The organism is Frigoribacterium sp. PhB107, assembly GCF_003751515.1.
In the GTDB taxonomy this organism is placed as follows: Bacteria; Actinomycetota; Actinomycetes; order Actinomycetales; family Microbacteriaceae; genus Frigoribacterium.
Window position 1 is genome coordinate 708,166 of the sequence record NZ_RJKU01000001.1, and the last position, 25,862, is coordinate 734,027.

Annotated in this window: 26 protein-coding genes and 1 tRNA gene; 15 read left to right on the forward strand and 12 right to left on the reverse strand. The window is 74.0% G+C overall.

What is annotated here, in order from left to right; genetic code table 11:
* Position 1: 1 nt before the first annotated feature.
* From thrC to EDF18_RS03220, 7 genes are all read right to left on the reverse strand, one after another.
* On the reverse strand, positions 2 to 1,084 hold the full coding sequence (gene thrC, locus EDF18_RS03190) for a threonine synthase (protein ID WP_123546331.1): 1,083 nt from the start codon (positions 1,082 to 1,084) through the stop codon (positions 2 to 4).
* Complete coding sequence (locus tag EDF18_RS03195; protein ID WP_123546333.1) at positions 1,084 to 2,418, reverse strand: homoserine dehydrogenase; 1,335 nt, start codon at positions 2,416 to 2,418, stop codon at positions 1,084 to 1,086. The genes thrC and EDF18_RS03195 overlap by 1 nt, the downstream gene beginning before the upstream one ends.
* Before the next feature lie 83 nt (positions 2,419 to 2,501).
* A complete protein-coding gene (gene lysA, locus EDF18_RS03200; RefSeq protein ID WP_123546335.1) occupies positions 2,502 to 3,905 on the reverse strand; it encodes a diaminopimelate decarboxylase in 1,404 nt (467 codons plus the stop codon).
* Positions 3,906 to 4,001: 96 nt separating this feature from the next.
* Positions 4,002 to 4,769 carry a DUF2993 domain-containing protein gene (locus tag EDF18_RS03205; RefSeq protein WP_123546337.1) on the reverse strand — a complete coding sequence of 256 codons (768 nt, stop codon included), beginning with the start codon at positions 4,767 to 4,769 and terminating at the stop codon, positions 4,002 to 4,004.
* 7 nt (positions 4,770 to 4,776) lie between these two features.
* Positions 4,777 to 6,441: an arginine--tRNA ligase gene (gene argS / locus EDF18_RS03210; RefSeq protein WP_123546339.1), complete on the reverse strand. Its 1,665-nt coding sequence runs from the start codon at positions 6,439 to 6,441 to the stop codon at positions 4,777 to 4,779.
* Positions 6,442 to 6,537: 96 nt separating this feature from the next.
* A complete protein-coding gene (locus EDF18_RS03215) occupies positions 6,538 to 7,323 on the reverse strand; it encodes a gamma-glutamyl-gamma-aminobutyrate hydrolase family protein (RefSeq protein WP_233568961.1) in 786 nt (261 codons plus the stop codon).
* Between the two features lie 94 nt (positions 7,324 to 7,417).
* Positions 7,418 to 8,119, reverse strand: a complete 702-nt coding sequence (locus tag EDF18_RS03220; protein WP_199732311.1) for a pyridoxal 5'-phosphate synthase — start codon at positions 8,117 to 8,119, stop codon at positions 7,418 to 7,420.
* An 88-nt stretch (positions 8,120 to 8,207) separates the two neighbouring features.
* Between EDF18_RS03220 and EDF18_RS03225 the strand changes: the two genes are divergently transcribed.
* Positions 8,208 to 8,279: transfer RNA gene (locus EDF18_RS03225), tRNA-Arg, on the forward strand.
* A gap of 121 nt (positions 8,280 to 8,400) precedes the next feature.
* Here EDF18_RS03225 and EDF18_RS16210 read toward each other — a convergent pair.
* Positions 8,401 to 8,577: a hypothetical protein gene (locus EDF18_RS16210; RefSeq protein WP_158614603.1), complete on the reverse strand. Its 177-nt coding sequence runs from the start codon at positions 8,575 to 8,577 to the stop codon at positions 8,401 to 8,403.
* A 211-nt stretch (positions 8,578 to 8,788) separates the two neighbouring features.
* Positions 8,789 to 9,682 (reverse strand): DMT family transporter, encoded by an 894-nt coding sequence (locus EDF18_RS03230; RefSeq protein WP_123546343.1) that lies wholly within the window; start codon positions 9,680 to 9,682, stop codon positions 8,789 to 8,791.
* A gap of 83 nt (positions 9,683 to 9,765) precedes the next feature.
* On the opposite strand from EDF18_RS03230, the gene EDF18_RS03235 reads away from it, so the two are divergent.
* The 6 genes from EDF18_RS03235 to EDF18_RS03260 all read left to right on the forward strand — a co-directional run bounded on the left by EDF18_RS03235 (position 9,766) and on the right by EDF18_RS03260 (position 15,961).
* Positions 9,766 to 10,173: a hypothetical protein gene (locus EDF18_RS03235; protein WP_123546345.1), complete on the forward strand. Its 408-nt coding sequence runs from the start codon at positions 9,766 to 9,768 to the stop codon at positions 10,171 to 10,173.
* A gap of 126 nt (positions 10,174 to 10,299) precedes the next feature.
* Positions 10,300 to 12,339, forward strand: a complete 2,040-nt coding sequence (locus EDF18_RS16730) for a TPM domain-containing protein (protein WP_123546347.1) — start codon at positions 10,300 to 10,302, stop codon at positions 12,337 to 12,339.
* 119 nt (positions 12,340 to 12,458) lie between these two features.
* Positions 12,459 to 13,181 carry a PspA/IM30 family protein gene (locus EDF18_RS03245; RefSeq protein ID WP_123546349.1) on the forward strand — a complete coding sequence of 241 codons (723 nt, stop codon included), beginning with the start codon at positions 12,459 to 12,461 and terminating at the stop codon, positions 13,179 to 13,181.
* The gene (locus EDF18_RS03250; RefSeq protein WP_123546351.1) at positions 13,178 to 14,254 is read left to right on the forward strand and encodes a DUF418 domain-containing protein; all 1,077 of its coding nucleotides are present in this window, start codon (positions 13,178 to 13,180) and stop codon (positions 14,252 to 14,254) included. Before EDF18_RS03245 ends, EDF18_RS03250 begins: the two co-directional genes overlap by 4 nt.
* Before the next feature lie 46 nt (positions 14,255 to 14,300).
* Positions 14,301 to 15,128: an arginase family protein gene (locus EDF18_RS03255; protein ID WP_123546353.1), complete on the forward strand. Its 828-nt coding sequence runs from the start codon at positions 14,301 to 14,303 to the stop codon at positions 15,126 to 15,128.
* A gap of 11 nt (positions 15,129 to 15,139) precedes the next feature.
* A complete protein-coding gene (locus EDF18_RS03260) occupies positions 15,140 to 15,961 on the forward strand; it encodes a crotonase/enoyl-CoA hydratase family protein (protein ID WP_123547258.1) in 822 nt (273 codons plus the stop codon).
* A gap of 123 nt (positions 15,962 to 16,084) precedes the next feature.
* Here the strand turns inward: EDF18_RS03260 and EDF18_RS03265 are convergent, their stop codons facing one another.
* Positions 16,085 to 16,255, reverse strand: coding sequence for a CsbD family protein (locus tag EDF18_RS03265; protein WP_123546355.1), 171 nt, complete (start codon positions 16,253 to 16,255; stop codon positions 16,085 to 16,087).
* Between the two features lie 171 nt (positions 16,256 to 16,426).
* Here EDF18_RS03265 and EDF18_RS03270 point away from each other — a divergent pair, with 171 nt between their 5' ends.
* The 3 genes from EDF18_RS03270 to EDF18_RS03280 are packed head-to-tail and all read left to right on the forward strand — an operon-like array spanning position 16,427 to position 18,998.
* Positions 16,427 to 17,827 carry an NAD(P)/FAD-dependent oxidoreductase gene (locus tag EDF18_RS03270; RefSeq protein ID WP_123546357.1) on the forward strand — a complete coding sequence of 467 codons (1,401 nt, stop codon included), beginning with the start codon at positions 16,427 to 16,429 and terminating at the stop codon, positions 17,825 to 17,827.
* Positions 17,824 to 18,180 carry a Fe-S oxidoreductase gene (locus tag EDF18_RS03275; RefSeq protein ID WP_192169191.1) on the forward strand — a complete coding sequence of 119 codons (357 nt, stop codon included), beginning with the start codon at positions 17,824 to 17,826 and terminating at the stop codon, positions 18,178 to 18,180. The genes EDF18_RS03270 and EDF18_RS03275 overlap by 4 nt, the downstream gene beginning before the upstream one ends.
* Positions 18,177 to 18,998 (forward strand): SDR family NAD(P)-dependent oxidoreductase, encoded by an 822-nt coding sequence (locus tag EDF18_RS03280; RefSeq protein WP_123546359.1) that lies wholly within the window; start codon positions 18,177 to 18,179, stop codon positions 18,996 to 18,998. Before EDF18_RS03275 ends, EDF18_RS03280 begins: the two co-directional genes overlap by 4 nt.
* A gap of 38 nt (positions 18,999 to 19,036) precedes the next feature.
* On the opposite strand, the gene EDF18_RS03285 is transcribed toward EDF18_RS03280, so the two are convergent.
* Both EDF18_RS03285 and EDF18_RS03290 read right to left on the reverse strand, forming a co-directional pair.
* Positions 19,037 to 19,999, reverse strand: coding sequence for a siderophore-interacting protein (locus EDF18_RS03285; protein WP_233568962.1), 963 nt, complete (start codon positions 19,997 to 19,999; stop codon positions 19,037 to 19,039).
* Between the two features lie 92 nt (positions 20,000 to 20,091).
* On the reverse strand, positions 20,092 to 20,541 hold the full coding sequence (locus EDF18_RS03290) for an SIP domain-containing protein (protein WP_123546361.1): 450 nt from the start codon (positions 20,539 to 20,541) through the stop codon (positions 20,092 to 20,094).
* Between the two features lie 319 nt (positions 20,542 to 20,860).
* On the opposite strand from EDF18_RS03290, the gene EDF18_RS03295 reads away from it, so the two are divergent.
* From EDF18_RS03295 to EDF18_RS03315, 5 genes are read left to right on the forward strand one after another with little or no spacing between them, the layout of a single operon-like run.
* A complete protein-coding gene (locus EDF18_RS03295) occupies positions 20,861 to 22,381 on the forward strand; it encodes an ABC transporter substrate-binding protein (protein ID WP_123547261.1) in 1,521 nt (506 codons plus the stop codon).
* A complete protein-coding gene (locus EDF18_RS03300; RefSeq protein ID WP_123546363.1) occupies positions 22,378 to 23,331 on the forward strand; it encodes an ABC transporter permease in 954 nt (317 codons plus the stop codon). The genes EDF18_RS03295 and EDF18_RS03300 overlap by 4 nt, the downstream gene beginning before the upstream one ends.
* Entirely contained in the window at positions 23,328 to 24,269 is a 942-nt protein-coding gene (locus EDF18_RS03305; RefSeq protein ID WP_123546365.1) for an ABC transporter permease, read from the forward strand. The genes EDF18_RS03300 and EDF18_RS03305 overlap by 4 nt, the downstream gene beginning before the upstream one ends.
* The gene (locus EDF18_RS03310) at positions 24,266 to 25,039 is read left to right on the forward strand and encodes an ABC transporter ATP-binding protein (protein ID WP_123546366.1); all 774 of its coding nucleotides are present in this window, start codon (positions 24,266 to 24,268) and stop codon (positions 25,037 to 25,039) included. Before EDF18_RS03305 ends, EDF18_RS03310 begins: the two co-directional genes overlap by 4 nt.
* Positions 25,036 to 25,860 (forward strand): ABC transporter ATP-binding protein, encoded by an 825-nt coding sequence (locus EDF18_RS03315; RefSeq protein ID WP_233568963.1) that lies wholly within the window; start codon positions 25,036 to 25,038, stop codon positions 25,858 to 25,860. The genes EDF18_RS03310 and EDF18_RS03315 overlap by 4 nt, the downstream gene beginning before the upstream one ends.
* The last annotated feature ends 2 nt before the right edge of the window (positions 25,861 to 25,862 follow it).

Here is a 25,862-nt window from a genome sequence, read left to right on the forward strand (position 1 = left end):
GTCACGCAGAGGCCGGGACGAGCCCGAGCACCTCGGCGACGCGCGAGGTGTCGCTCTCGACGACCGTCGGCGTGACCTCGGAGCCGTCGGCGCGACGGAGGGCCCACTGCGGGTCCTTGAGGCCGTGGCCGGTGACCGTGAGGACGACCGTCGCGCCCGCCGGGACGACGCCCGCGTCGGAGCGCTCGAGCAGGCCCGCCACGCTGATCGCCGAGGCCGGCTCGACGAAGACGCCGACCTCGGCCGCCAGGATCTTCTGGGCGGCGAGGATCGCCTCGTCCGTGATCGCTCCGAACCAGCCGTTCGTGAGGTCGCGGGCCTCGAGGGCCAGCTGCCAGGAGGCGGGGTTGCCGATCCGGATCGCGCTCGCGATGGTCTCGGGGTGCTTCACGACCTCGCCGGCCACGATCGGTGCCGAGCCGGAGGCCTGGAAGCCGAACATCCGCGGCAGGCGGGTGGACCGACCGGCCTCGACGTCCTCGCGGTAGCCGCGGGTGTAGGCCGTGTAGTTGCCGGCGTTGCCCACGGGGAGGAAGTGGAAGTCGGGGGCGTCGCCGAGCACGTCGACGACCTCGAACGCGGCCGTCTTCTGGCCCTCGATGCGGTCGTTGTTGACCGAGTTCACGAGGTGCACCGGGTAGTTCTCGGCCAGGTCGCGCGCGATGTCGAGGCAGTCGTCGAAGTTGCCCTGGATCTGGATCAGCTGACCGTCGTGGGCGACGGCCTGGCTCAGCTTGCCCATGGCGATCTTGCCCTCGGGCACGAGCACCGCGGCGGTGATGCCGGCGTGCGCGGCGTAGGCGGCGGCCGACGCCGACGTGTTGCCGGTCGACGCGCAGATGACGGCCTTGGCGCCGTGCTCGACCGCCTTCGAGATGGCCATCGTCATCCCGCGGTCCTTGAAGGAGCCGGTCGGGTTCATGCCCTCGTACTTGACGAACACCTTCGCCCCGGTGCGCGCGGACAGCGCCGGCGCCGGGATGAGGGGCGTGCCGCCCTCGCCGAGGGTGACGACCGGGGTCGCCTCCGTCACGTCGAGACGGTCGGCGTACTCGCGCAGGACACCCTGCCACTGGTGGGCCATCAGGCTCCTTCGACTCTCAGGACGCTCGTGACGGAGTTCACGACCGCGGTGTTGCGGAGGGCGACGACCGTGGCGGCGAGGTCGGACTCGCGGGCACGGTGGGTGCCGATGATCAGGGTAGCGGTCGCGGGGGGCGCCTCCTCGTCACGTGACGCGCCGGGCTCGAGCCCGCCGGTCTGCTCGACGCTGTGCACGCTGACGCCGTGCTGGCTGAGCACCGTCGCGACCTCGGCGAGGACGCCGGGCTGGTCCGCGACGTCGAGGGTGATCTGGTATCGGGTGACGACGTGGCCGATGGGCAGCACGGCCAGGTCGGCCTGGGTCGACTCGGCGACGCCGGGGCCGCCGATGACGTGTCGGCGCGCGGCGGACACGAGGTCGCCGAGCACCGCCGAGGCGGTCTCAACTCCCCCGGCGCCGGCGCCGTAGAACATGAGGTCGCCGGCGGCCTCGGCCTCGACGAACACCGCGTTCTTCGCCCCGTGGACGGCGGCCAGCGGGTGGTCGAGCGGGACGAGCGCCGGGTAGACGCGTGCGCTCACGCCGTCCACGCCGTCCGAGTCGGTGAGCCGCTCGCAGATCGCCAGGATCTTGACCACGTAGCCGGCCTTGCGCGCAGCCTGCACCTGCTCGTGCGTCACGGACGTGATGCCCTCGCGGTGCACGGCCGAGAGCGGCACCGTCGTGTGGAAGGCGAGGCTCGCGAGGATGGCCGCCTTCTGCGCGGCGTCGAAGCCCTCGATGTCGGCCGTCGGGTCGGCCTCGGCGTAGCCGAGGGCCGTCGCGGTCGCCAGGGCGTCCTCGAGCGTGTCGCCGTCGGTGTCCATCCGGTCGAGGATGAAGTTGGTCGTGCCGTTGACGATGCCCATGATCCGGCGGATCCGGTCGCCGGCGAGGCTGTCGCGGAGCGGTCGGATGATGGGGATGGCGCCGGCGACAGCCGCCTCGTAGTAGAGCTGGGCGCCGACCTGCTCGGCCGCCGCGAAGAGCTCGGGGCCGTGGTGCGCGAGCAGCGCCTTGTTGCCCGTGACGACGTCGGCGCCCGACAGCAGCGCCTGCAGCACGTGGAGGCGGGCCGGCTCGAGCCCGCCCATGAGCTCGACGACGATGTCGGCCCCGAGGATCAGCGACTCGAGGTCGGTGGTGAACAGCTCGCGCGGCAGGTCGACGTCGCGGGGCGCGTCGACGTCGCGGACCCCGATGCCGACCAGCTGCAGGCCGGCGCCGGCGCGACCCGCCAACTCGTCGGCGTGCTCGAGGAGCAGGCGGGCCACCTGCGACCCGACCGATCCGGCGCCCAGCAGGGCGACCCTCACGTCGCGGTATTCGTCCATGGTGTTCCGTTCTGTGGAGGCGACCCGGTCGGGGCGCCGTGAGCTGAGGGGCAGGGGTGGTCGGGAGACGTGCGCCGCGAGGCTCAGTCGAGGCCGGCGTCGCGGGCGAGCAGGTCGGCCTCGGTCTCACCGCGGACGATGACCCGCGAGGCCCCGTCACGCACCGCGACGACCGGGGGCCGCCCGACGTGGTTGTAGTTGCTCGCGAGGCTCCAGCAGTACGCGCCCGTCGCGGGCACGCCGAGCAGGTCGCCCGGCACGACGTCGGCGGGCAGGTACTCGGCCAGCACGACGAGGTCGCCGCTCTCGCAGTGCTTGCCCGCGACCCGGACGAGGGCAGGGGCCGCCGAGGAGGCGCGGCTCACCACGCGTGCGGAGTAGTCGGCCTCGTAGAGGGCCGGCCGGGCGTTGTCGCTCATCCCGCCGTCGACGCTGACGTAGCGACGGACGGCGGTCTCGCCGGTCTGCTCGTCGACCGTGACCGCGACGTCCTTGACCGTGCCCACCGTGTAGAGGGTCGTGCCGGACGGCCCGGCGATCACCCGGCCGGGCTCGACGGCGACCACGGGCAGCGGGATGCCGAGCCGAGCGCACTCGGCCGCGACGATGTCGGCCAGCGCTGCGGCGAGCTCGTCGAGGGGCCGTGCGTCGTCGACCGACGTGTAGGCGATGCCGAAGCCGCCGCCGAGGTTGAGCTCGGGGACCGGACCGTCGACGAGCAGCTCGGAGTGGAGGGCCAGGAGCCGGCGCGCGGCCTCGCCGAAGCCGTCCGAGCCGAAGATCTGGGAGCCGATGTGGGAGTGCAGGCCGAGGAGCCGCAGCGAGGGCCGGCTGCGGATGTCCGCCACCACGGCCGGTGCGTCGGCGAGGGTGATGCCGAACTTCTGGTCCTCGCGGGCCGTCGCGAGGTAGTCGTGGGTCGACGCGTGCACGCCGCTGTTGACGCGGACGCGGACGGACTGGACGACGCCGTGACGGGCCGCGGCCTCGGCCACCCGCACCACCTCCTCCGCGTTGTCGACGACGATGTTGCCGATGCCCGCCGCGACGGTGCGGTCGATCTCGGCCAGCGACTTGTTGTTGCCGTGGAACGCCATGCGCGAGGGCTCGACCCCGGCCGCCGCGGCGACGGCGAACTCGCCGCCGGTGCAGATGTCGACGCGCAGGCCCGCCTCGGCGACCCAGCGGGCGACCTCGACGGACAGGAAGGCCTTGGCGGCGTAGTACACGACCGCGCTGGTGCCGACACGTCCGAGCTCTCGGTCGAACGCCTCCTTCGCGCCGCGGGCGCGCCCTCGGAAGTCGTCCTCGTCGACGACGTAGAGGGGACTGCCGTGACGGGCGACGAGCTCGGTGGCCCGGACGCCGGCGACGGCGACGACGCCGTCGTCGCCGCGGAGGGCGCCGTGCGACCAGACCGAGCGGTCGAGTTCGTCGACGTCGTCGGGCTCGAGCAGCCAGTCGGGAGCGAGGGGGTTGGGCGACACGGGGACCTCGGTGGGGATCGGGAGGGGCGGGACGACGACGAGCCTAGCGACAGCGGCCGCGCGTGACGGAGCCCTGCGGCGGTCGGCGCCCCGGCATCAGCTGCAGCTGCCCTTCGCGGCCAGGCCGGAGGAGGTCAGGGGCAGCCCGTCCGACCGGAGGCCGAGCTGCACCCGGCCCGGCTCGACGTCGACCGACGTGAGCACGACGCCCGGGGGCAGCTGCTCGGCGACGCAGACGCGCTGGGCGAAGTCGCCGAGGAACGGCGTCAGGTCGAGCGACAGGGAGGTGTCGGGCAGCGACGCCCGCGTCGGGGTGAAGTCGAGGGCACGGCCGTCGTCGGCGATCGCGGGCGTGGCCGTCACGTCGACGGGCACCGGCCCGAGCAGGGGCACGTCGAAGCTGCGGGCGTAGGTCATCTCGCCGTCGCCGAGCGTCACGGTCGCGCCGGCGGATGAGACGCCCTCGAGCGAGCTCACCGTCGCGGAGTCGGCCGAGAGCGTGCCCGTGACCGCGCCGGAGGTGCCCTCGAGATCGGTGGGGACGTCGCTGACGTCGAACCGGAACGAGACGGGGTCGCCCGCCGAGCCCGAGGAGAGCGTCACGTCGTCGAGCGAGCCGTGCACGATCTGCCAGAGCACGGAGGTGCCGTGGACGTCGACGGCCACGTCGTCGAGGCCGGTCGCGGTCGAGATCTCGGCTGCGGCGCGCTGCTCGACCAGGCCGCGGGTCACGACGTCGGCGACGACCGCGAGGATCGCGAGCACCACCAGGACGCCGACCAGCACGAACAGACCGGCGGCGGCGCCCCGGGCACGGCGGCGCGGGACGGCCCGCTCGGCGAAGAAGTCGTCGACGTCGCTCATGCCCTCGTCACATCCGATCGGGAGCGGAGACTCCCAGGAGGCCGAGGCCGTTGCGGATGACCTGCCCGGCCGCGTCGTTGAGCCAGAGGCGCGTGCGGTGCAGGTCGGTCACCTCCTCGTCGCCGAGCGGAGTCACCCGGCAGCTGTCGTACCAGCGGTGGTACGTGCCTGCCAGTTCTTCGACGTAGCGAGCCACCCGGTGCGGCTCGCGGAGCTCGGCGGCCTGGACGACGACGCGCGGCAGCTCGGCCAGGGCGCCGAGGAGGGCGCTCTCGGTCTCGTGGACGAGCAGGGAGGCGTCGAACGCGTCGCGCGTCACGCCGGCGGCCTCGGCGTTGCGCGCCACGGACCGCGTGCGGGCATGCGCGTACTGGACGTAGAAGACGGGGTTGTCGTTGGTGCGCCGCGTCCAGAGGTCCAGGTCGATGTCGATCGAGCTGTTCACCGGGCTGCGCACCAGCGAGTAGCGGCCGGCGTCGATGCCGACGGCGTCGACGAGGTCCTCCATCGTGACGACCGTCCCGGCGCGCTTCGACATGCGCATCGGCTCGCCGTCGCGGAGCAGGTTGACCATCTGGCCGATGAGGATCTCGAGGGCGACGCCCGGCTCGTCGCCGAACGCGGCGCACATCGCCATCATGCGGCCGACGTAGCCGTGGTGATCCGCGCCGAGCATGATCAGGTTGCGCTCGAAGCCGCGCTCGCGCTTGTCGAGGTAGTAGGCGAGGTCGCCCGCGATGTACGCCGCCTCGCCGTCCGTCTTGATGACGACCCGGTCGCGGTCGTCGCCGAACTCGCTGGTGCGCAGCCAGGTGGCGCCCTCGGCCTCGTAGATGTGCCCGAGCTCGCGGAGCCGGGAGACGGCGCGCTCGACGGCCTTCGACTCGTGCAGCTCGTTCTCGTGGAAGTAGACGTCGAAGTCGACGCCGAAGTCGTGCAGCGACTGCTTGATGTCGGCGAACATGAAGTCGACCCCGGCGGCCCGGAAGGCCTCCTGTGCCTCGTCGCGCGGCAGCGCGAGCACGTCGACGTCGGTCGCCGCGAGCACGCGGTCGGCGATGTCGGAGATGTACTGACCGCCGTAGCCGTCCTCCGGGGTCGGCTCGCCGAGCGCCCGGGCGACCAAGCTGCGCGCGAAGCGGTCGATCTGCCCGCCGTGGTCGTTGAAGTAGTACTCGCGGGTGACGAGCGCGCCCTGCGCCTCGAAGACGCGGGCGAGGCTGTCGCCCACGGCCGCCCAGCGGACGCCGCCCATGTGGATCGGCCCGGTCGGGTTCGCCGAGACGAACTCGAGGTCGATGGTGACGCCGTCGTAGTACGTGCCGCGGCCGAACTCGGCGCCCTGCTCGACGATCGTCCGCGCGAGCAGGCCCGCGGCGGCCGCGTCGAGCCGCACGTTGACGAAGCCGGGCCCGGCGACGTCGACGTCGGACACGCCGTCGACCTCGGCCAGCTCGGCCGCGATCTCGGTCGCGAGGTCGCGCGGCGAGGCGCCGACCCGCTTGGCGAACTTCATCGCCACGTTGGTGGTCCAGTCGCCGTGGTCGCGGTTGCGGGGCCGCTCGAGCACGACGTCGGCGGGCGTCACGACGACGTCGGCGGGAACGCCTCGACGCTGGAGCACCCCGTCGACGACGGCGAGCAGGGACGTGGAGAGTTCGGCGGGAGTCACGGTCGTCGATCTTACCGGCTGGGCGCGGGGCGACCGGCGGATCGGTCGACCACCGGCCGAGCCGCGGTCGTCGGGACGGTGCGCGGGACGCGGCGGTCAGGCGGCGCGGGACACCTCGGCGGCCTGGGCCGCCAGCAGGGACAGGAGGAGCGGCAGCTGCGTCCGGTCGGCGCCGCGGTCTTCCGGGTGCCACTGCACGCCCGTGATCGGCGCGGTCTGGTGCTCCACGGCCTCGACCCCGCCGTCGGCGGTGCGGGCGACGACTTCCAGGCCCTCGCCGACACGGTCGACGGCCTGGTGGTGCGCGCTGCGGACACGGGCCGTGGTGCTGCCGAACGCCGCCGCGACGCGGCTGCCAGGGGCGAACTCGACGTCGTGGTCGACCATGAGGCTCTCGACCGCTCCGGAGCCCCGGTGGGCGCCGTCGGCGTCGTCGAGGTGCGGCACGAGCGTGCCGCCGAGCGCCACGTCGATCACCTGGTGCCCGCGGCAGATGCCGAGCAGGGGCGTGGACCGCACGAGTGCACGACGCACGAGGGCGATCTGGCCGGCGTCCGCCTCCTCGTCGTGACGGCCCTCGCCCTCGTAGCCGCGGCGTCCGCCCCAGGTGACCGGATCGAGGTCCTCTCCCCCGGCGATCACGATCGCGGAGGCACCGTCGGTGACGCGGAGGAGCTCGGCGGCGCCGAGGTCGCCCGCTGCGAGACGCCGGGCGTCCCAGCCGAGCGCGATCGCGTCCTCGACGATCCGCTCGTTCAGCGTCTGGACGTACGCGTGGTACCGCGGAGCGTGGGGCCGGTGCGCCGTCACCTCGACCACGGCCAGCATCGGGCGCGCGGCGACGACGGCAGCGGACCCGGGGCGGACGAGGGAGGAGGTCATGGCTCCATGCTCGTCGGCGGCCGCGGCCCTGGCCAGCTGTGTGTCGCGGCGTTACGGTTCCGGCGTCGGCCCGACAGCAGAACCGGTCGCTGCCTCAGGGCCAGAGGGAGGCGCGGCGCCAGTCGTCGCCGACCCTGTCGTACCGCACGCGCACCTGGTCGCGGCCCGTCGTGGCCTGCCAGAACTCGACCGACACCGGAAGGACTCGGTACGCGGTCCAGTCGTCGGGCACGAGGTCGTCGTCGGCCTCCACCTCGGCGCGGGCACGGTCGAGCGCCTCGTCGGCCGCCCGCACGTCGTCCACCTCCGTGCTCTGCGGCACGGCGACGGCGACGGCACGCGAGTCGGGGTGCCGGTGGCGGAAGTCCTGCTCCGCCACGTCCCGCGGGCCGGCGACCGCCGAGCCGGTGACGCGGACCTGCTGCCCCTGCGCCGCCCAGAAGAAGGTGAGCGCGACGCGCTCGTCCTCGGCGATCTGTCGGCCCTTCGGGCTCAGCGCCGACGAGGTGAACCAGAAGGCGTCGTCGACGTCCTTGAGCAGGAGCGTGCGGGCGGTGGGCCCCGAAGCCGTCGAGGCCGTCGACAACGTGAACGCGTGCGGCTGGACAACACCGGCGGCGACGGCGGCGTCGAGCCACTCGAGGAACAGCGAGACCGGGTCGGCAGGCGTCGACGAGACATCGAGTTCGCGGACGTCGGGGCTCGGCGACGCCGCCCCTCTCACTCGGTCGCGGAACGAGGACGAGGACGAGGACGAGGACGAGGAGGCGCCGGGCGCGGAGTCGGGAGGAGTCACAGGACCAGCCTGCTCCCGTCCGGTCGCCGCGTCCGTCGACCACGTCCGTGACCGCGTGCAATCGCTGCTAGCCTTGTCGAGGTCCCTGGCCCCCATAGCTCAGGGGATAGAGCACTGCCCTCCGGAGGCAGGGGCGAAGGTTCGAATCCTTCTGGGGGCACACGCACCACCTCGGCCGACCGGCCGGCAACGACGAAGGCCCCGCTGATGCGGGGCCTTCGTCGTGCTGGTGGGCGGTCGGCCCCCGGCTCCGTTGCCGGCGGTCGACTCCTCGTCGCGGCTCAGCTGTACGTCAGCGCGATGACGGCGACGTCGAGCGTCCGGTACGCGCCCTCGGCACGGGTCGCCGAGCGGACGCGACCACGGAGGACCTCGAAGCGCCCCTCGGTCTCGTGCACGAAGCCGATCACGCCGGCGGTGGGGGTGGACACCCGGTGGAAGCCGTCGCCCAGGGGCACGACCTCCGCTCGAGACGTCCTCTCAAGAACAGCACCCATGATGTCCTCCTCAGGTCAGACGGCCTCGGGTCAGGCCGGTCTCCGGAGACTACCCCGCGAAGCCGCCGCGAAGCCCCGTGAACGGGGTACAGCCGGCAACGACCCCTCCTCGTCACTCCAGGACCGCCCGCTCACCACCCGTCGGCGGAACGGGTGTCGCAGGGGTACGACGTCAGGTGGGCGGCGGCTCCACGAGCGGCCCGTCGCGACGGGGCCGGCACGCGGTGGCCGTGACGCCGACGCTCGCGGCCGTCACGAGGGCGAGGGCCACGAGCTCGCGCGCCCCCAGGGCCTGGCCGAGCACGACGAGGCCCGCGAGCGCGGCCGTCGCGGGGCCCAGGCTCGACAGGACGCCGAACACCCGCGTCGGCAGCCGCCGCAGGGCCACCATCTCGAGCGAGTACGGCAAGGCGCTCGTGAGCACCGCGACGATGAGGAACACGAGCAGGAGGCTCGGGTCGGCCGAGACGGCCGAGGCCGCGTCCCCGACCCCCAGCGGCACCACGATCACCGCGGCGACCGTCATCGCGACGGCGAGGCCGCCGAGCGAGTCGTCGCCCCGTCCGAGGCTGGCGTTGGCGACGATGTAGCCGGCCCAGAAAGCGCCCGCCCCGAGTGCCAACAGGACGCCGAGCAGAGGGGTGGCCCCGCTCGAGTCGAGGCCGAGCACGACGACCCCCGCCAGCGCGAGGACGGCCCAGGCCGCGTCGACGAACCGGCGGGTCTGCACGAGGGCGACGGTGAGCGGGCCGAGGAACTCGAGCGTCACCGCGACGCCGAGGGGCACCACGTCGATGGCCAGGTAGATGAGCAGGTTCATCCCGGCGAGGGCAGCGCCGAGCAGGACGACGCCGAGCCAGGTGCGGCGCGGCCAGCCGCCGACGCGCGGCCGGAACACGAGCAGCAGGACGAGGGCGCCGAAGCCCAGGCGGAGCGCCGCCGCGCCGAGCGGGCCGAGGGCGTCGAAGTGGGTGCGGGCCAGGGCGGCGCCGAACTGGACCGACACGATGGCCGCGACGGCGAGCAGCGGGGCGGGCACGCGCTCGAGGGCGGCGGGGCGGGTCACGGTCGGCAGGTCTCCGGGGTCGTCGGGGCGGGACGAGTCTAGGGCGGCAGGACCACGCGGCCCGGCCACAGTACGATCGAGGGGTGTCCGACGCCCTCACCGTGATCTCCCCCGTCGTGGAGCTCTTCGGCTGGTTCGGGTTCATCGTGGGCACGCCTTTCCTGCTCGCCGGCACCGTCATGCGCTCGCGCTCTCGTCGGTGGGAAGAGACGGTCGCCGTCGTCATCCCCGCGCCCGACTGGGCGCACGCGGCCACCGCGAGGTGGATGGACTCCTCGGGCGAGCTGCACGAGACGGAGTTCGACGACCACCCCGTCGACACCCCGGTCGAGACGGAGCTGGCGGTGCACTACGACCCGTGGCGGCCCACCCGGCCCCGGCTCGACCCGCCGCACGAGGACGGCAAGGCCCTACGAACGGTGGGGTGGATCCTGATCGGCGTCGGAGCCCTCTGCGCCGTCGCCTCGATCGTCCTGCTCTTCGTCGGCTGAGCTCCCGTTCCGCCGAGCTCCCTCCCCAGGTCGGGCACGGATGCCCTCCCTCACCCTGAGCACCCCGCCCGGCCCCCGTCAGCGGGCCCGTGGCTAGACTCCAGCCACCGGGACGAGGGGAGAACCGTGACCGTCAGCGCGAAGGGTCGACGAGACCGACGAGGGGTGCGCGGGGCCGTCACCGCCGGCGTGGCCGCACTGCTCGCCGTGGGGGCGATCGGCCTCGGCGCGACGCCGGCCGCGGCGTCGTCGCCCGTCGACCTCGACGGCGCCTACGTGCTCGACGACGCGGGCGTCCTCTCGACGGCCGAGGTCTCGCAGGTCACCGACAGCCTCGACCAGCTCTCGGCGGATGCCGGCATCGACCTCTTCGTCGTCTACGTCGACTCCTTCGAGTCCCCCGCCGACAGTGCGGCCTGGGGCGTCGCCACCGCGGAGCGCAACCAGCTCGGCACGGACGACGTCCTCCTCAGCGTCGCGGTCGACGACCGGGTCTACGACCTCTCCGTCTCCTCGAGCTCGACGATCACCACCGGCCAGCAGGAGTCCCTCCAGTCGGACGTCCTCGAGCCCGAGCTGCGGGACTCGGACTGGGCAGGGGCGGCCGTGGCCCTCGCGGACGGCATCCGGCAGGACGCCGCAGGCCCCGATCTCTCCTGGCTGCTCTGGGTGCTCGTCGCGCTCGTCGTCCTGGCCGCGGCCGGGGCCGTCGTGTTCGCCGTGGTCCGCTCCCGTGCCCGCCGCCGGGCCTTCCGGTCGGCCGAGGAGGCGCAGGCTCAGCTCGACCGGCGCGCGGCCGCCCTGCTCGTCGCCCTCGACGACGAGCTGACCGCCGGCGCGCAGGAGGTCGGCTTCGCCGCGGCGCAGTTCGGCGACGACGCCGTCGCGCCGTTCGCCGCCGCGCTGACCGGAGCGAGGGAACAGGCCCGGGAAGCGTTCGAGCTGCAGCAGCGGCTGGACGACTCCGTGCCCGACTCGCCCGAGCAGCGTCGCGAGTGGACCGAGCGCATCGTCCAGCTCTGCGACGGGGCGGGCCGGTCGCTCGACGAGCAGTCGGCGGCCTTCGACGCCCTCCGCGCCGACGAAGAACGTGCGCCGCGCGACGCCGCCGCCCTGCCGGGCGAGGTCGCGAGCCGACGTGAGACGGTGCAGCGGGCCCGGTCGCTCGTGACGCAGCTGCAGCAGACGTACTCGGCCCGGGCCGTGGCCACGGTCGCCGACGCGCCCGACCAGGCCGACCGGCTCCTCGAGTTCGCCGAGGAGTCGGCCGCGACGGCCACCGCGGCGATCGACCGAGGCGACACGGGCGAGGCCGTGGGGGCCGTTCGTGCCGCGCGCCAGTCGCTCGGCCAGGTCGACCAGCTCGTCGGCTCCGTCGACAAGGCGGCGGAGTCCCTGCGCACCGCGGGCACGACGATCGCCGCGCTCTCGGCCGACCTGCGTCGCGACATCGCGGCTGCGGAGGGCCTGCCCGCCGACCGTGTCCCCGAGGGCGTCGACGTGGTGGGCTCGGTGGCCGCGGCCCGTGCGGCCGTCGCGCTCGGCGAGACGCAGACCGACGACCCGCTCGCCGTGCTCTCGGGCCTCGATGCCGCCAACGTGCGCATCGACGCTGCCCTCGTGGCGCTGCGCGACGCCGCCGAGAAGGACCGCAGGGCCCAGGCCGCGCTCGACCAGGCGCTCCTCACGGCGCGGAGCCAGATCAGCGCCGCCCGCGACTTCATCGAGACCCGGCGTGGCGCGGTCGGCCCTCAGCCCCGCACCCGGTTGTCCGAGGCCGAGCGGCACCTCGCGACCTCCGTCTCGCTCGCGACCTCCGACCGCGACCGCGCCCTCGGCGAGGCGCACCTCGCGGTGCAGCTGGCCGGCACGGCCGCGTCGGAGGCACAGGCCGAGGTCTCGTCGTACCAGCAGGGCGTGCCGTTCGGCGGGGGCGGCGGACGCGGCGGCGGGGCCGACCTGAGCGGGATCGTGACGGGCATCGTCCTCGGCGGACTGCTCGGCGGGGGCGGCGGCGGGCGAGGCGGAGGCTTCGGCAGCGGCGGCCTCGGGGGTCTGGGCGGCTTCGGCGGCCGCAGCGGCGGGGGCGGCGGCTTCGGAGGAGGCGGGGGCTTCGGAGGAGGCGGCGGCGGCGGCGGACGTCGCTCCGGCGGCGGACGGTTCTGACCGAGACCCGACCTCTGCCTCACGCGGACACGACCACCAGCATGACCACGACCACGACCAGACTCCCCGGCGGGCGCCGCCCGGCGGGATCGACGCACCACCCACGAGAGGACACCACCATGGCGAAGCAGTCCATCTTCGGCCGGATCGCGCAGCTGACCCGGGCCAACATCAACGCCCTGCTCGACCAGGCGGAGGACCCTGCCCTGATGCTCGACCAGATGGTGCGCGACTACACGAACAGCATCGCCGAGGCCGAGTCCGCCGTGGCGCAGACGATCGGCAACCTGCGCCTGCTCGAGCAGGACCACGCGGAGGACGTCGCGGCGGCCGCCGACTGGGAGCGGAAGGCCCTCGCCGCCAGCAACAAGGCGGACCAGCTCCGCACCTCCGGCAACGCCGCCGACGCCGACAAGTTCGACGCGCTCGCCAAGGTCGCCCTCGGCAAGCAGATCTCGTCCGAGAAGGAGGTGAAGGACGCCGAACCGACGATCGCCTCCCAGACAGTCGTCGTCGACAAGCTGAAGGCGGGGCTCACCGGGATGCGGTCGAAGCTCGACCAGCTCGACTCGAAGCGCAACGAGCTGATCGCCCGCTCGAAGACCGCGGCGGCCCAGTCACAGGTCGCCGACGCCCTCGGCAGCATGGACGTCCTCGACCCCACGAGCGAGATCGGCCGCTTCGAGGACAAGGTCCGACGCGAGGAGGCCAAGGTGCTCGGCCAGCAGGAGCTCGCCGCGTCCAGCCTCGACGCGCAGTTCGAGGGCCTCGAGGACCTCGACCAGCAGACCGAGGTCGACGCTCGCCTCGCCGCCCTGAAGCTGGGCGCCCTCGACGCGTGACCACCGCCTCCGGCTCCCTCGCCCCGCCTCCCGCCGTGCACCGGCCGGGCGGCGGGGCGTCGCGCGTCGTCGCCGTGGACGTCGCGCGGGGGCTGGCGGTGCTCGGCATGTTCGCCGCGCACATGTGGCCGAGGGCCGAGCTCGACGAACGTGTCTTCGACGGCCGATCGGCGATCCTGTTCGCCACCCTCGCCGGCATCTCGCTGGGGTTGTCGTCGGGCGGTGCGCGTCCCGTCGCCCCGGGAGGACGTGCTCGAGTCGTCGGCTCCGTGCTGATCCGGGCCGCCGTGCTCGTGCTGCTCGGCCTCGTGCTGCAGGCCTGGAACGAGTACGTGCTCGTGATCCTGCCGTACTACGGCGTGATGTTCGCGCTGCTCGCCGTCGTCCTCTTCGCACCGCGACCGGCGTTGCTCGGGCTGGCCGCGGTCGTGACCGTCGTCGCGCCGTGGCTCGCCGACCAGGTGCCCGTGACGAACCTCGGCAGCCCGCTCGCGGGCGGGCTCGTGGGCCTCGCCCAGGATGCCCTGCTCGTCGGCTCCTACCCGGCGCTCGTCTGGCTGCCGTTCCTGCTCGTCGGGCTCGTCGCCGCCCGGAGCGACCTCCGGCGGCTGCGCACGGCCGTCGTCCTGTCCGTCGGGGGGACCGTCGCGGCGGTCGTCGGCTACGGGTCCCGGTGGCTGCCGGGCGCCTCCTCGTGGCCGGCCCTCGACCCGGCCGCGCACGAGGGAGCGCCGGCGGAGATCGTCGGCTCGGGCGGCACGGCGCTGGCCGTCGTCGGCCTGCTGCTGCTCGCCACACGACCGGCCTGGGCGGCAGGGCGCGCACTCGCCATCGGCCTGTCGCCGGTCGCGGCCGTCGGCAGCCAGCCGCTCACCATCTACTCGGCGCACCTCGTGCTGACGGCTCCCCTCTTCACCCTCTACCGCCTCGACGGCGGACGGTACGGCCTGCCCCTCGGCTGGTTGGTCGCGGCCGTCGTCCTCACGATCGCCTGGGCCGTCCTCTGGCGCCGGTTCGTCGGCCGCGGTCCGCTCGAGCGGGTCGTGGCCCGGGTGAGCAGGCCCTGGGGATGAGCGCGACCCGGCGCTCGGCGGACCGCGCTGTGCCAGACTCACGCGCATGAGGTTCGTCGTGGTCCCCCAGTGGCAGGGTTCTCCGTCGTCGAGGGCGATGCGGCTCGCCGAGGGCGCGTACGCCGTGCTCGGCGACCTGCCCGCGAAGTCGACCGCCCTGGTCGAGGTGCCGGTCGGCGCGGGCGACTCGCTCGGCACCCGCGTGCACAGGTTCTCGTCGGTCGTGGCCGTGGCCGCGTCGCTCCGCCGCGAGCTCGAGGCCGACGCCTCGCCCGCCCTCGTCGTGGGCGGCGACTGCGGCGTCGAGTACGCCGCTGTGCAGCACGCCCTCGGCCCCGACACCGCCGTCGTCTGGTTCGACGCCCACCCCGACCTGCACAGCCCGCGCACCAGCGAGAGCGGTGCCTTCAGCGGGATGGTCCTCCGGGCCCTCACCGGCGACGGCACGGACGAGCTCGGCGCCCTCGAGGCCGGCCCCGGCGCGAGGCGTCTGGAGCCGGGGCGGATCGTCCTCGCGGGCAGCCGCACCTACGACGACGCCGAGGACACCTGGGTCGAGAGCCGCCGCGTGCGCACCGTGTCGTCGCTCGACCTCACCCCGGAGGAGGTGGTCGAGGCGGTCGCCGCGACCGGTGCCACCGAGGTGTACGTGCACGTCGACCTCGACGTGCTCGACCCCGGCACCCTCGACGGGCTGCTCGAGCCGGTCCCCTTCGGCCTCGACCCGGCCGCCCTGATCGCGACGATCACCGCGCTCAAGGAGCGCTTCACCCTCGTCGGGGCGGGCCTGTGCTCGTTCGCCCCCGTCGACGCGGCCGCCGCGGCCGACGACATGGGCACGATCCTCCGCGTCGTCGGGGCGCTGGCCCGGTGAACGACGGCCCGATGAACGACGGCGCGGCTGACGACGGCGCGGCGAGCGACCACCGGCCCCGCGTCTCCGTCGAGCGCGACGGACACGTGCTCGTCATCGGCCTCGACCGCCCCGAGAAGCGGAACGCGGCCGACCTCCGGATGCTCCGCGAGCTCTCGCTCGCCTACGGCCTGCTCGACCGCGATCCCGACCTGCGGGTCGGCCTGCTCGTCGGCCAGGGCGAGCACTTCACGGCGGGCCTCGACCTCGGCGACGTCGCGCCCGCCGTCGGCGAGGACGGGCTCAGCCTCGTCCCCGAGGGCGGGCTGCACCCCTGGCAGGTCGAGGGGCGACAGCTCACGAAGCCCGTCGTCGCCGCCGTGCAGGGCACCTGCCTCACGCTCGGGGTCGAGCTCGCCCTCGCGAGCGACGTCGTCGTGGCCGAGGTCGGCACCCGCTTCGGGCAGGTCGAGGTGAGCCGCGCGATCCTCCCGTTCGGCGGGGCCACGATCCGGCTCCCCCGCCGGGTCGGCTGGGGCGACGCGATGCGCTGGATGCTCACCGGCGACCTGTTCGACGCCGAGGAGGCGCGGCGCATCGGGCTCGTGCAGGAGGTCGTCCCCGAGGGCGAGGCCCGCACCCGCGGCCTCGAGCTCGCGCGCCGCATCGCCGCCCAGGCCCCGCTGGCCGTGCAGGCGACGCTGGCGAACGCCCGGCTCGCGGTGCGCGAGGGCGACGCCGCCGCGGAGGCGCGGCTGCAGCCGGAGCTCGTGCGGCTCATGCAGTCCGGAGACGCGCGTCGAGGCATGGAGGCGTTCCTCTCGAGGACGACCGCGGAGTACGAGGGCGACTGACGCCTCCTCGGGTCGCCCTCCTCGGCACGGACGACGACGGGCCCGGACGTTGCGGGCCCCGGGCACACGCAGGAGCCCGCCTCCCCCTGGGGGGAGACGGGCTCGAGAACGAGGCGGATCGACCTACTTGAAGACGTCCTTGACGTCTTCGCCGACCTTCTTGGCGGACGCGCCGGCCTGGTCCTTCTGACCTTCGGCCTTGAGGCTGTCGTCGCCCTTGCGGTCTCCGATGGCCTCCTTCGCCTTGCCGGCGATGTCCTGAGCGGCGTTCTTGATCTTGTCGTCGAGTCCCATGGTGACCTCCTCGCTAACGGCGCTGTCTGCGCCTTTTCCAGCACCGTACGCCCTGGGGCCCGCGACGTCCTCCCCGGTCACCCAGTACTCAGAATCCGTACAGCCGTCGTTCATGCGGCTGCGGTGCGCTCCCCCGGCACTCGACAGGCCACCGGGACTACCGTCTGAGCCATGACGACTTATGACCTCATCGTGATCGGAGCCGGCGCGGTCGGCGAGAACGTGGCGGACTACGCCACCCGCAGCGGGCTGGAGGTGGCCCTCGTCGAGGCCGAGCTGATCGGCGGCGAGTGCTCGTACTGGGCCTGCATGCCGTCGAAGGCGCTGCTGCGCTCCACCTCGGTGATCCGGGCCGCGAAGTCCGTGGGCGGGGCCGCCCAGGCCGTGACCGGCGACGTCGACGTCGCGGCGGTGCTGCGTCGCCGCGACTCGTTCACGAGCGGCTGGGACGACTCGGGGCAGGCCGACTGGGTCGAGGGCGCGGGCATCGCCCTGCTCCGCGGCCACGCGACCATCACCGGCGTGAAGGAGGTGACGGTCGACGGGACCGTGCACACCGCCCGTCACGCCGTGGTCGCGGCCACCGGCTCCACCGCCCTGCTGCCCGACGTCCCCGGCCTGGCCGAGGCGCGTCCGTGGACGAGCCGCGAGGCGACCAGCGCGCAGACCGTGCCCCAGAGCCTCGTCATCGTCGGAGGCGGCGTCGTCGCCCTCGAGATGGCCACCGCCTACCAGGGCCTCGGCTCGACCGTGACGGTCATCGCCCGCAGTGGCCTGCTGGGCGTCCAGGAGCCCTTCGCCGGCGAGCTGGTCGGCAAGACGCTGAAGGAGCGCGGCGTCGACGTGCGCGTCGGCTCGTCCCCTGCCTCCGTGCTGCGCACCGAGCACGACACGGTCGAGGTCACCCTCGACGACGGCAGCGTCGTGATCGCCGACGAGATCCTCGTCGCGACGGGCCGTGTGCCGCGCACCTCCGACCTCGGCCTCGAGAACGTCGGCATCGAGCCCGGCGACTGGCTGCAGGTCGACGACACGCTGCTCGTGCACGGCACCGACTGGCTCTACGGCGTCGGCGACGTGAACCACCGCGCGCTGCTCACGCACCAGGGCAAGTACCAGGCCCGGGCCGCCGGCGAGGTCATCGCCGCCCGAGCCCTCGGCCGTGAGCTGCAGACCGAGCCGTGGGGTGCCCACGTCGCGACCGCGGACGACGCCGCCGTGCCCCAGGTGACGTTCACCGACCCCGAGGTCGCGAGCGTCGGCCTCACCGCGGACGCCGCCGAGAAGCGGGGCATCGACGTGAAGGTCGTCGACTACGACCTCGCCGGCGTGGCCGGGTCGGCCCTGCACTCGGACGACTACGAGGGGCACGCCCGGATCGTCGTGGACGAGAGCCGCAAGGTCCTCGTCGGCGCGACGTTCGTCGGGCCCGACGTCGCCGAGCTGCTCCAGGCCGCCACGATCGCCGTGGTCGGCGAGGTGCCGATCGACCGCCTGTGGCACGCCGTCCCGGCGTACCCGACGGTGAGCGAGATCTGGCTGCGCCTGCTCGACGCCTACGGGCGTCCGTGAGGAACCCCCTCCTCGACTCGCCGGTCTCGCGCCTCGGCTGCGCGTGGGCGACTGCCGTCGGGCTCGCGATCGGCGTGCCGCTCAGCGTCGGCCGGGTGCGCGTCGTCGGCGACCTGATCGTCTGCCGGGGCCTCCCCCGGTGGGCGTTCAAGCGGGGCGGCACCTGCGTCGGTCGGGTCTACCTGACCCGCGACAACGACGGCCCCCGCGTGCTGCAGCACGAGGCCGTCCACGTGAGGCAGTGGCAGAAGTACGGCATGCTGATGCCGTTCCTGTACTTCCTGGCCGGCAGCGACCCGCTGACGAACAGGTTCGAGATCGAGGCAGGCCTCGAGGAAGGCGGCTATCGATGACCCGCACCGTGATCATCACCGGAGCCAGCAGCGGCATCGGCCGGGAGGCAGCGATCGAGCTCGCGGCGGGAGGCGCCCAGGTGGCCGTGGTCGGCCGCAACGCCGAGCGCACCCGCGCCGTCGCCGACCAGGTCGGCGGCCGGGCGTTCCTGTCCGACTACGACCAGCTCGACGACGTGCGCCGCCTCGCGGACGAGCTTCTCGACGCGTACCCGCGCATCGACGTGCTGGCCAACAACGCGGGCGGCCTCGTCAGCGAGCGAGGCCTCAGCCACGACGGGCACGAGCGCATCCTGCAGTCGAACCACCTGGCGCCGTTCCTGCTGACGCGCCTCCTGCTGCCCCGCCTGCTCGAGAGCTCGGGCCGGGTCGTCTCGACGGCCAGCGTGGCCAACCTGTTCGGCAGCGTCCGGCTCGACGACCTGAACTGGGCGAAGCGGCCCTGGCTCGGCGGCTGGCGCCAGTACGGCACGAGCAAGATCGAGACGATCCTGTTCGTCCGCGAGCTCGCCCGGCGCACCGGCCTCGAGGCGTTCTCGTTCCACCCCGGCATCGTCAAGACGTCGTTCGGCTCGTCGTCGCCGATGTGGCGGATGGCGAACGTGCTCTCGAACGGCAACTACGGCATCTCGGCGCACGCGGGCGCCGTCCCGCTGATCCAGCTGTCGGGCCCGAGCTCGGTCAGCGTCGAGAACGGCACCTACTTCGACCAGCTGAAGCCGCACGGCCGCCTGCACCGGCACGCGCAGGACGACCTGCTGGCCGAGGCGCTCTGGGACCGGACGAGCGAGATCGTCGGGGTCGACCCCCAGGTCTGAGCGGCGCGGCCCGAGGCGAGCATCCACGTCGCCCCGGGTCACATCTCGGCGCGGCCCAGCCGCCAGTAGCCCATGAAGGCGACCTGGCGGCGGTCGACGCCGACCTCGCTCACGAGGAACCGTCGCAGCGCCTTGATCGCGCCCGCCTCGCCTGCCAGCCAGGCGTAGAGCTCTCCCTGCAGGGCGGCGCCGTGCTGCGCCTCGCCCTGCGGGACGTCCCAGAGGACGTCGTGCTCGATGTCGACCTCCTCCAGGTCGACGCCGCGGTGCCAGGCGGTCACGTAGCGGGCCGTCCAAGCCCGGACGGCGGTCTGCAGCGGAGCACCGTAAGCGGCGTCGGGAGCGTCGGCGGCCGGTGCCCCGCTGCCGGCCCGCGGCAGCCAGTGCACGGTCACGCCGGCCGGCGCCACCAGCGGCAGCACGTCGTCCGAGGTCGGCACCTCGAGGAACACGCAGCCCCGAGCGTCGGCCGGCAACGACTCGACGATGGACGAGATGGCGGGCACGGCGGTCTCGTCGCCGGCGATCATCACGGTGGAGGCACGGCCGGGCGCCCATTCGACGCCGCTGCCTGTGACCCCGCTCGTCGCGTCGGGCCCGATCAGCATCGCCTCGTCGCCGACGCGGGTACGGGCCAGCCAGGACGCCGCGGCACCCTGGTCGCCGTGGCTGACGAAGTCGACGTCGACCTCGCGGAGCTGCGGCCGGACGGCGCGTGCCGTGTAGGTGCGGAAGGCGTTCTGCTCGTGCCCCGGGAGCGCCCGCCAGGAGGGCCACCAGTCGTCGGTGGGGAACGTGTCGTAGCCGGTGGCCTCGAGGGGCAGCACCAGCTTGATCCGCTGGTCGAGGCCGTCGACGCCGAAGTCGGCGAGGTCGTCGCCGGCGAAGGTCACGCGGACGAAGTGCGGGCTCAGGGCCTGCAGGGCCGCGACGCGCACCCGGTACGGGCGGTGGGCGGGCTTCGGGCGGGCCTCGGGCGGGGCCTCTGTCGTGATCGTCACGGGTCGAGCCTAAGGCATGCCTTACCTAAGTCGACGGGACCCGTCTCGACGTCGAACGACAGGTGTCGACCACGAGACGAGGAGGCGCGCGCTCAGACCGCGGTCGCGCCCCGGTCGGTGGACACGCTCTGGTGGTGCGAGACCATGTCGTGCAGGTCGCGACGCAGGTCCCACGCGAAGCCCTCGGGGCCCCCGACCCACATGAGGTGTTCGGCCTCGGCCAGCGCGTCCGCGTCGACGTACATCTCGGCGAGCCACGCGCGCACGGCCCGCTCGACCGCCTCGCCGGACGCGCAGGCGAGTCCGCTGCCGGGCGCGCCCGAGCGGCGGTCGCGGGCGAGCCAGGTGACCGTGACGCGGCCCGGCGACGGCAGCTCCTCGATCTGGGCCGCGGTGTCGACCTCGACGAACACCTGGCCCCGGGCGCAGATCGGCAGGGCCGCGAGCATGGCACGGAGCGTGGGGACCGAGGAGGCGTCGCCCGCGAAGAGCACGCGGATCGCGTCGTACGGGAGGGGCGGGTCGGCGAAGTCGAGGAACATGTCCCGCCCAATGTAGGTGAGCCTTGCCTCATCCGCCACTCGGCGGCCGGCGCTCGCGGCAGGTGCACAGGCGCCGCCCGTTCGGGCGCACGCGCGGCCCGGTGCCGGGCCGACCCCCGTGTAGTAGATTCTCTGACGTCCACGGGTCCGGCAGCGACCTGGGGGCGAGGGGCGGCGCGTCAGTCCGGCAGCGACGACGTGCCAGCCGTGGTCCGACGTCCACAAGCGACGACGGTCCTCCTTCGACCGGAGCGTGCAGGTCGCCACGAGCGACGGTGCACGCCGACCCGAACCGCTCCCGAAAGGCACCTCCACCGCCATGCGCCCCTCCCGCCTCCTCGTCCCCGTGGTCGCCGCCGCCGCCTCCCTCGCCCTGCTCGCCGGGTGCACCGCGGGCGGCTCCGACGCCCCGCGCGGCGGATCCGACGCGACGGTCACCGTGGGCCTCGTGCTCGAGCCCTCCGACCTCGACGTCCGGACCACCTCGGGCATCGCCCTCGACCAGGTGCTGATCGACAACGTCTACCAGGGCCTCGTCGGCCGCACGCAGGACAACGAGATCGTCGACGTGCTGGCCAGCGAGCACACGATCAGCGCGGACGGCCTGACCTACACGTTCACGCTGCAGGACGGCGTGACGTTCCACGACGGTGCCCCGATGACGGCAGCCGACGTCGTGTGGTCGCTGCAGCAGGTCGCCGACGACGAGTCGCTGGCGGGCCACGCCGACCTCGCCTCTGTCGCCGACATCAGCTCGCCCGCCGACGACACCGTCGTGCTCACGCTGTCGCAGCCCGACTCGGCTCTGCTGTTCGCGCTGACCGGCCGTGCCGGGCTCGTCCTCGAGCAGGCGGCCACCAACGACCTCTCGACCACCGCCAACGGGACCGGGCCCTTCACGCTCGGCTCGTGGACCCAGGGCGACAACCTCCGCCTCGAGCGGAACGCCGACTACTGGGGCGAGGCGGCCGGCGTCGCCGGGGTCGTGTTCCGCTACGTGACGGACGGCTCGGCCGCGATCAACGCGACGCTCTCGGGCGACCTGGACGTGCAGACGGCGGTCGACGCGACCCTCGCCTCCCAGTTCGACGGCGTCGACGGCATCACGGTCGAGGAGGGCCAGACGACCGACAAGTACACCCTCGCCTTCAACAACGCGGTCGCCCCCTTCACCGACCCGCGGGTGCGCCAGGCGATCCGGATGGCCGTCGACAACGACGCCCTGATCGCGGCCGTCGGCGGCTCGGCCGTCGACCAGGGCGGACCGATCCCCGAGCTCGACCCCGGCTACGAGGACCTGACGGACGTCGACGCCTACGACCCCGACCAGGCGAAGCAGCTGCTGGCGGAGGCGGGCCACGCCGACGACCTCGACCTCACGCTCGAGTACGCGAACTTCTACCCCGCCGCGATCGGCGACGTGCTCACCACCCAGCTCGCCGACGTCGGCGTCACGCTGACGGTGCAGCAGGTCGACTTCACGACCTGGCTCGACGACGTGCTCGCGCCGCCCGCCGACGGCGGCACGCGCGACTTCCAGCTGAGCATGGTGAACCACGCCGAGACCCACGACTTCTCGAACTGGGCCGACCCGACCTACTACTGGGGCTACGACTCGGCTCCCGTCCAGCAGGTGTACGCCGAGTCGCTGGCCGCGACCGACCCCGAGGTCGCCGCCTCGAAGCTCGCCGAGGCCGCCCGGATCGTCTCGGAGGACGCCCCGGCCGAGTGGCTGTACACCGCCACGACGCTGACGGCCGTGCGCGACGGCGTGACGGGCTTCCCGACGTCGTCCACCAGCACCCGCCTCGACCTGTCCGCGCTGGCCGTCTCGGAGTGACCCGCTTCCTGCTCGGACGCACGGCCCTCTTCGCCCTGGGGCTCGTGGTCGCGAGCGTGCTGATCTTCGCGGCGCTCCGCCTCCTGCCCGGCGACGTGGCGCAGGCGATCGCGGGCACGACGGGCTCGCCCGCCCAGGTCGCGGCGTTGCGCGAGCAGCTCGGCCTCGACAGGCCGATCGTCGCGCAGTACCTCGACTGGGCGGGCGGGCTGCTGCGGCTCGACCTCGGGGAGTCGCTCGTGACCGGCAGCCCCGTCGCCGGCGAGATCGCCGAGAAGCTCGGCGTCACCCTGCCCCTCGCGGGTCTGTCGCTCGTCTTCGGCCTGCTGATCGGAGTGCCCGCGGGTGTCTGGGCCGCGGCCCGGCACCGCCGTCCCGTCGGCCTCGTCGTCGGCGTCGGCTCACAGCTGCTCGCCGCGGTGCCGGCCGTCTGGCTCGGCATGCTCCTCATTGCCCTCTTCGCGGTGACGCTCGGCTGGCTGCCCACCCAGGGCTGGCCCCTCGACGGCTGGCAGGACCCCGGGCGAGCGCTCCGCTCGCTCGTGCTGCCTGCCCTCACGATCGGCATCATCGAGGGTGCGGTGCTGCTGCGCTTCACCCGGTCGGCCGCGATCGGCGCGCTCGACCAGGACTACGTCCGCGCCGCCGCGGCCAAGGGCATGACGCTCGACCGCGCGCTGCTCCGGCACGGCCTGCCGAACGTGATGCTCAGCGTCGTCAGCGTGCTCGGCCTGCAGGTCGTCGGTCTCGTGGTGGGCGCCGTCGTCGTCGAGCAGCTCTTCACGCTGCCCGGTCTCGGACGGATGCTCGTCACCGACGTCGGCCGCCGCGACCTCACCAAGGTCCAGGGCGAGCTGATGACGCTCACCGCGATCGTCCTGTTCGTCGGGCTGCTCGTCGACGTCGCGCACCGTCGGCTCGACCCCCGGCTGCGCGAGGTCGAGCGATGAGGCGCGGCTCGTTCGTGCGCGCCCTGCTGCGCCGACCCCAGGGCGCGGCAGCCCTCGCCTGGCTGGCCCTCGTCGCCCTCGCCGCGGCGGTCAGCCCCTTCTGGACCCCGGCCGACCCGTTCCGCACGGATCCCTACTCGGCCTGGCTGCCCCCGTCGGGGACGCACCTGTTCGGCACCGACGCCGTCGGCCGCGACATCGCCAGCTACGTGATGGCCGCGAGCGGCACCACCGTGGTCGTCGCCGTCTCCGCCGGCCTCCTCGCGCTCGTCGTCGGGCTCGGCCTCGCCGCCCTCGGCTCGCTGACCGCCCGGATCGTGCGCGAGTCGGTCGCCGTGCTCATCGACGTGCTCGTGGCGTTCCCGACCATCCTCGTCGCGATGGCCCTCGCCGCGGCGTTCGGCGGGTCGCTCGGGGTCGTCGTGGTCGCCGCCGGCCTGGGCTACGGGGTGACGATCGCCCGCGTCTCCCGCAGCGAGATCCGCCGGGTCGCCCGGGAGGACTACGTCACCGCCGCCCGCGCTTCGGGCGCCGGGACCGCGACGGTGCTGCTGCGGCACGTGCTGCCGAACATCGCGCCGGTGTTCGTCGTGCAGCTGTCGCTCGCGATGGCGACGTCGATCCTCGCGGAGGCGGGGCTGTCTTTCCTCGGCTACGGTGCGTCGGCCGAGACGGCCTCGTGGGGGCGCCTCCTCGCGGACCTGCAGAAGTTCCTCGGCGTGCACCCGTGGACGATCCTCTGGCCCGGGCTCGCGATCACGCTGACCGTGCTGGCGCTGAACCTGCTGGGCGACGCGGTGCGCGACGCCGCCGACCCGCGCCTCCGCGGAGGCGGGCGACGTGCCGGCCTGTCCGTGGACCCCGGCGCCCCGGCCGCCCCCACGGCCGCGCCTGCCGCTGCCGACTCCCCCGCCGCCTCCCCCGGAGTGACCTCGTGAGCCTCGACGTCGACGATCTGACCGTGACGATCGACGGGCGCCGCGTCGTCGACGGCGTCTCGCTGCACCTCGCGGACGGAGCCCGCCTCGGCCTGATCGGCGAGTCCGGCTCGGGCAAGTCGATGACGACGCTCGCCGTGCTCGGCCTGCTGCCGCCGCAGGCCGTCGTGACGGGCAGCATCCGCCTCGACGGCCGCGAGCTCGTCGGCCTCTCCGACCGGCAGCTCGCCCCGCTGCGGGGAGCGGCGATCGCGGCCGTGTTCCAGGACCCGCGCACGGCCCTCGACCCCGTCATGACCATCGGGCGTCAGGTGGCCGAGCCGCTGCGCCTGCACGGCCGCGTCTCGCGGGCCGACGCGCGCCGCCGGGCCGTCGAGGCCCTGGCCGAGGTCGGGCTCGACGAGTCGGTCGCCGACTCCTGGCCGCACCAGCTGTCGGGCGGCCAGCGGCAACGCGTCGTCATCGCGACGGCGCTGATCGCCCGCCCCGCCGTGCTGCTCGCCGACGAGCCCACGACCGCGCTCGACGTGACGACCCAGGCCGAGGTGCTCGCGCTGTTCCGCCGGCTGGTCGACGAACGCGGGGCCTCGCTCCTGTTCGTGACCCACGACCTCGCGGTGCTGGCCCAGGTGGCCGAGGAGGCGGCGGTGCTGTCCCGGGGACGCGTGGTCGAGAGCGGGCCGGTCGCCCGCCTCCTCGGCTCGCCTGCCCACCCCGTGACGCGCGGCCTCGTCGAGGCCACGCGGGCGACGACCTGGAGGGCACCGTGACCGACTCGGACACGCAGCACGTCGACGGAGGCACCGGGCCGCTGCTCAGCGGCCGCGGGCTCTCGCGCACCTTCACGCTGCCCCGCCGATCGCCGCTCCAGCCCGGGCCCGTGCGGCACGCCCTCGTCGAGGCCGACCTCGACGTCGGGCGGGGCGAGAGCGTCGCCCTCATCGGCGAGTCCGGCTCGGGCAAGTCGACCCTGGTGCGCCTCCTGCTCGCGCTCGACCGGCCGACCGCCGGCACCGTGACGTTCGACGGGCGGGAGGTGCGTCCCGACCGCGCGTCGCGCCTCCGCTGGCTGCGCCGCCGCACGGGCGTCGTGCTGCAGGACCCGTACAGCTCGCTCGACCCCCGCATGCGGATCGGCGACGTCGTGGCCGAGCCGCTGCGCCTGCTGCACGTGCCGGGCGACCACGAGCGCATGGTCGCCGACGTGCTCGACCGTGTCGGACTCGACCCCCAGGGCGTCGACCTCTGGCCGCACGAGCTGAGCGGCGGCCAGCGACAGCGGGTCGCCCTGGCCCGTGCCGTCGTGCACGGCCCCGACCTGCTGGTCGGCGACGAGCCGATGAGCGCGCTCGACGTGACCGTGCGCGCGCAGATCCTCGGCCTGTTGGCCGAGCTGCGCCACGACCTCGGGCTGTCGCTGCTGATCGTCTCGCACGACGTGGGGCTCGTGCAGCACCTCAGCGACCGGGTGGCCGTGCTGCAAGGCGGCCGCATCGTCGAGCAGGGCGCCACCGCCGACGTGCTCGGGCGGCCGCAGCACGACTACACGAAGCGGCTCATCGCGTCCGTGCCGACCCTCGACGGGTCCTGACC

What these genes read in the sequence shown, in the direction of transcription:
- thrC (WP_123546331.1), bottom strand. Translation starts at nt 1,084, where the DNA reads ATGGCCCACCAGTGGCAGGGTGTCCTGCGCGAGTACGCCGACCGTCTC.
- EDF18_RS03195 (WP_123546333.1), bottom strand. Translation starts at nt 2,418, where the DNA reads ATGGACGAATACCGCGACGTGAGGGTCGCCCTGCTGGGCGCCGGATCG.
- EDF18_RS03205 (WP_123546337.1), bottom strand. Translation starts at nt 4,769, where the DNA reads ATGAGCGACGTCGACGACTTCTTCGCCGAGCGGGCCGTCCCGCGCCGC.
- EDF18_RS03215 (WP_233568961.1), bottom strand. Translation starts at nt 7,323, where the DNA reads ATGACCTCCTCCCTCGTCCGCCCCGGGTCCGCTGCCGTCGTCGCCGCG.
- EDF18_RS03245 (WP_123546349.1), top strand. Translation starts at nt 12,459, where the DNA reads ATGGCGAAGCAGTCCATCTTCGGCCGGATCGCGCAGCTGACCCGGGCC.
- EDF18_RS03255 (WP_123546353.1), top strand. Translation starts at nt 14,301, where the DNA reads ATGAGGTTCGTCGTGGTCCCCCAGTGGCAGGGTTCTCCGTCGTCGAGG.
- EDF18_RS03260 (WP_123547258.1), top strand. Translation starts at nt 15,140, where the DNA reads ATGAACGACGGCGCGGCTGACGACGGCGCGGCGAGCGACCACCGGCCC.
- EDF18_RS03265 (WP_123546355.1), bottom strand. Translation starts at nt 16,255, where the DNA reads ATGGGACTCGACGACAAGATCAAGAACGCCGCTCAGGACATCGCCGGC.
- EDF18_RS03270 (WP_123546357.1), top strand. Translation starts at nt 16,427, where the DNA reads ATGACGACTTATGACCTCATCGTGATCGGAGCCGGCGCGGTCGGCGAG.
- EDF18_RS03280 (WP_123546359.1), top strand. Translation starts at nt 18,177, where the DNA reads ATGACCCGCACCGTGATCATCACCGGAGCCAGCAGCGGCATCGGCCGG.
- EDF18_RS03290 (WP_123546361.1), bottom strand. Translation starts at nt 20,541, where the DNA reads ATGTTCCTCGACTTCGCCGACCCGCCCCTCCCGTACGACGCGATCCGC.
- EDF18_RS03295 (WP_123547261.1), top strand. Translation starts at nt 20,861, where the DNA reads ATGCGCCCCTCCCGCCTCCTCGTCCCCGTGGTCGCCGCCGCCGCCTCC.
- EDF18_RS03305 (WP_123546365.1), top strand. Translation starts at nt 23,328, where the DNA reads ATGAGGCGCGGCTCGTTCGTGCGCGCCCTGCTGCGCCGACCCCAGGGC.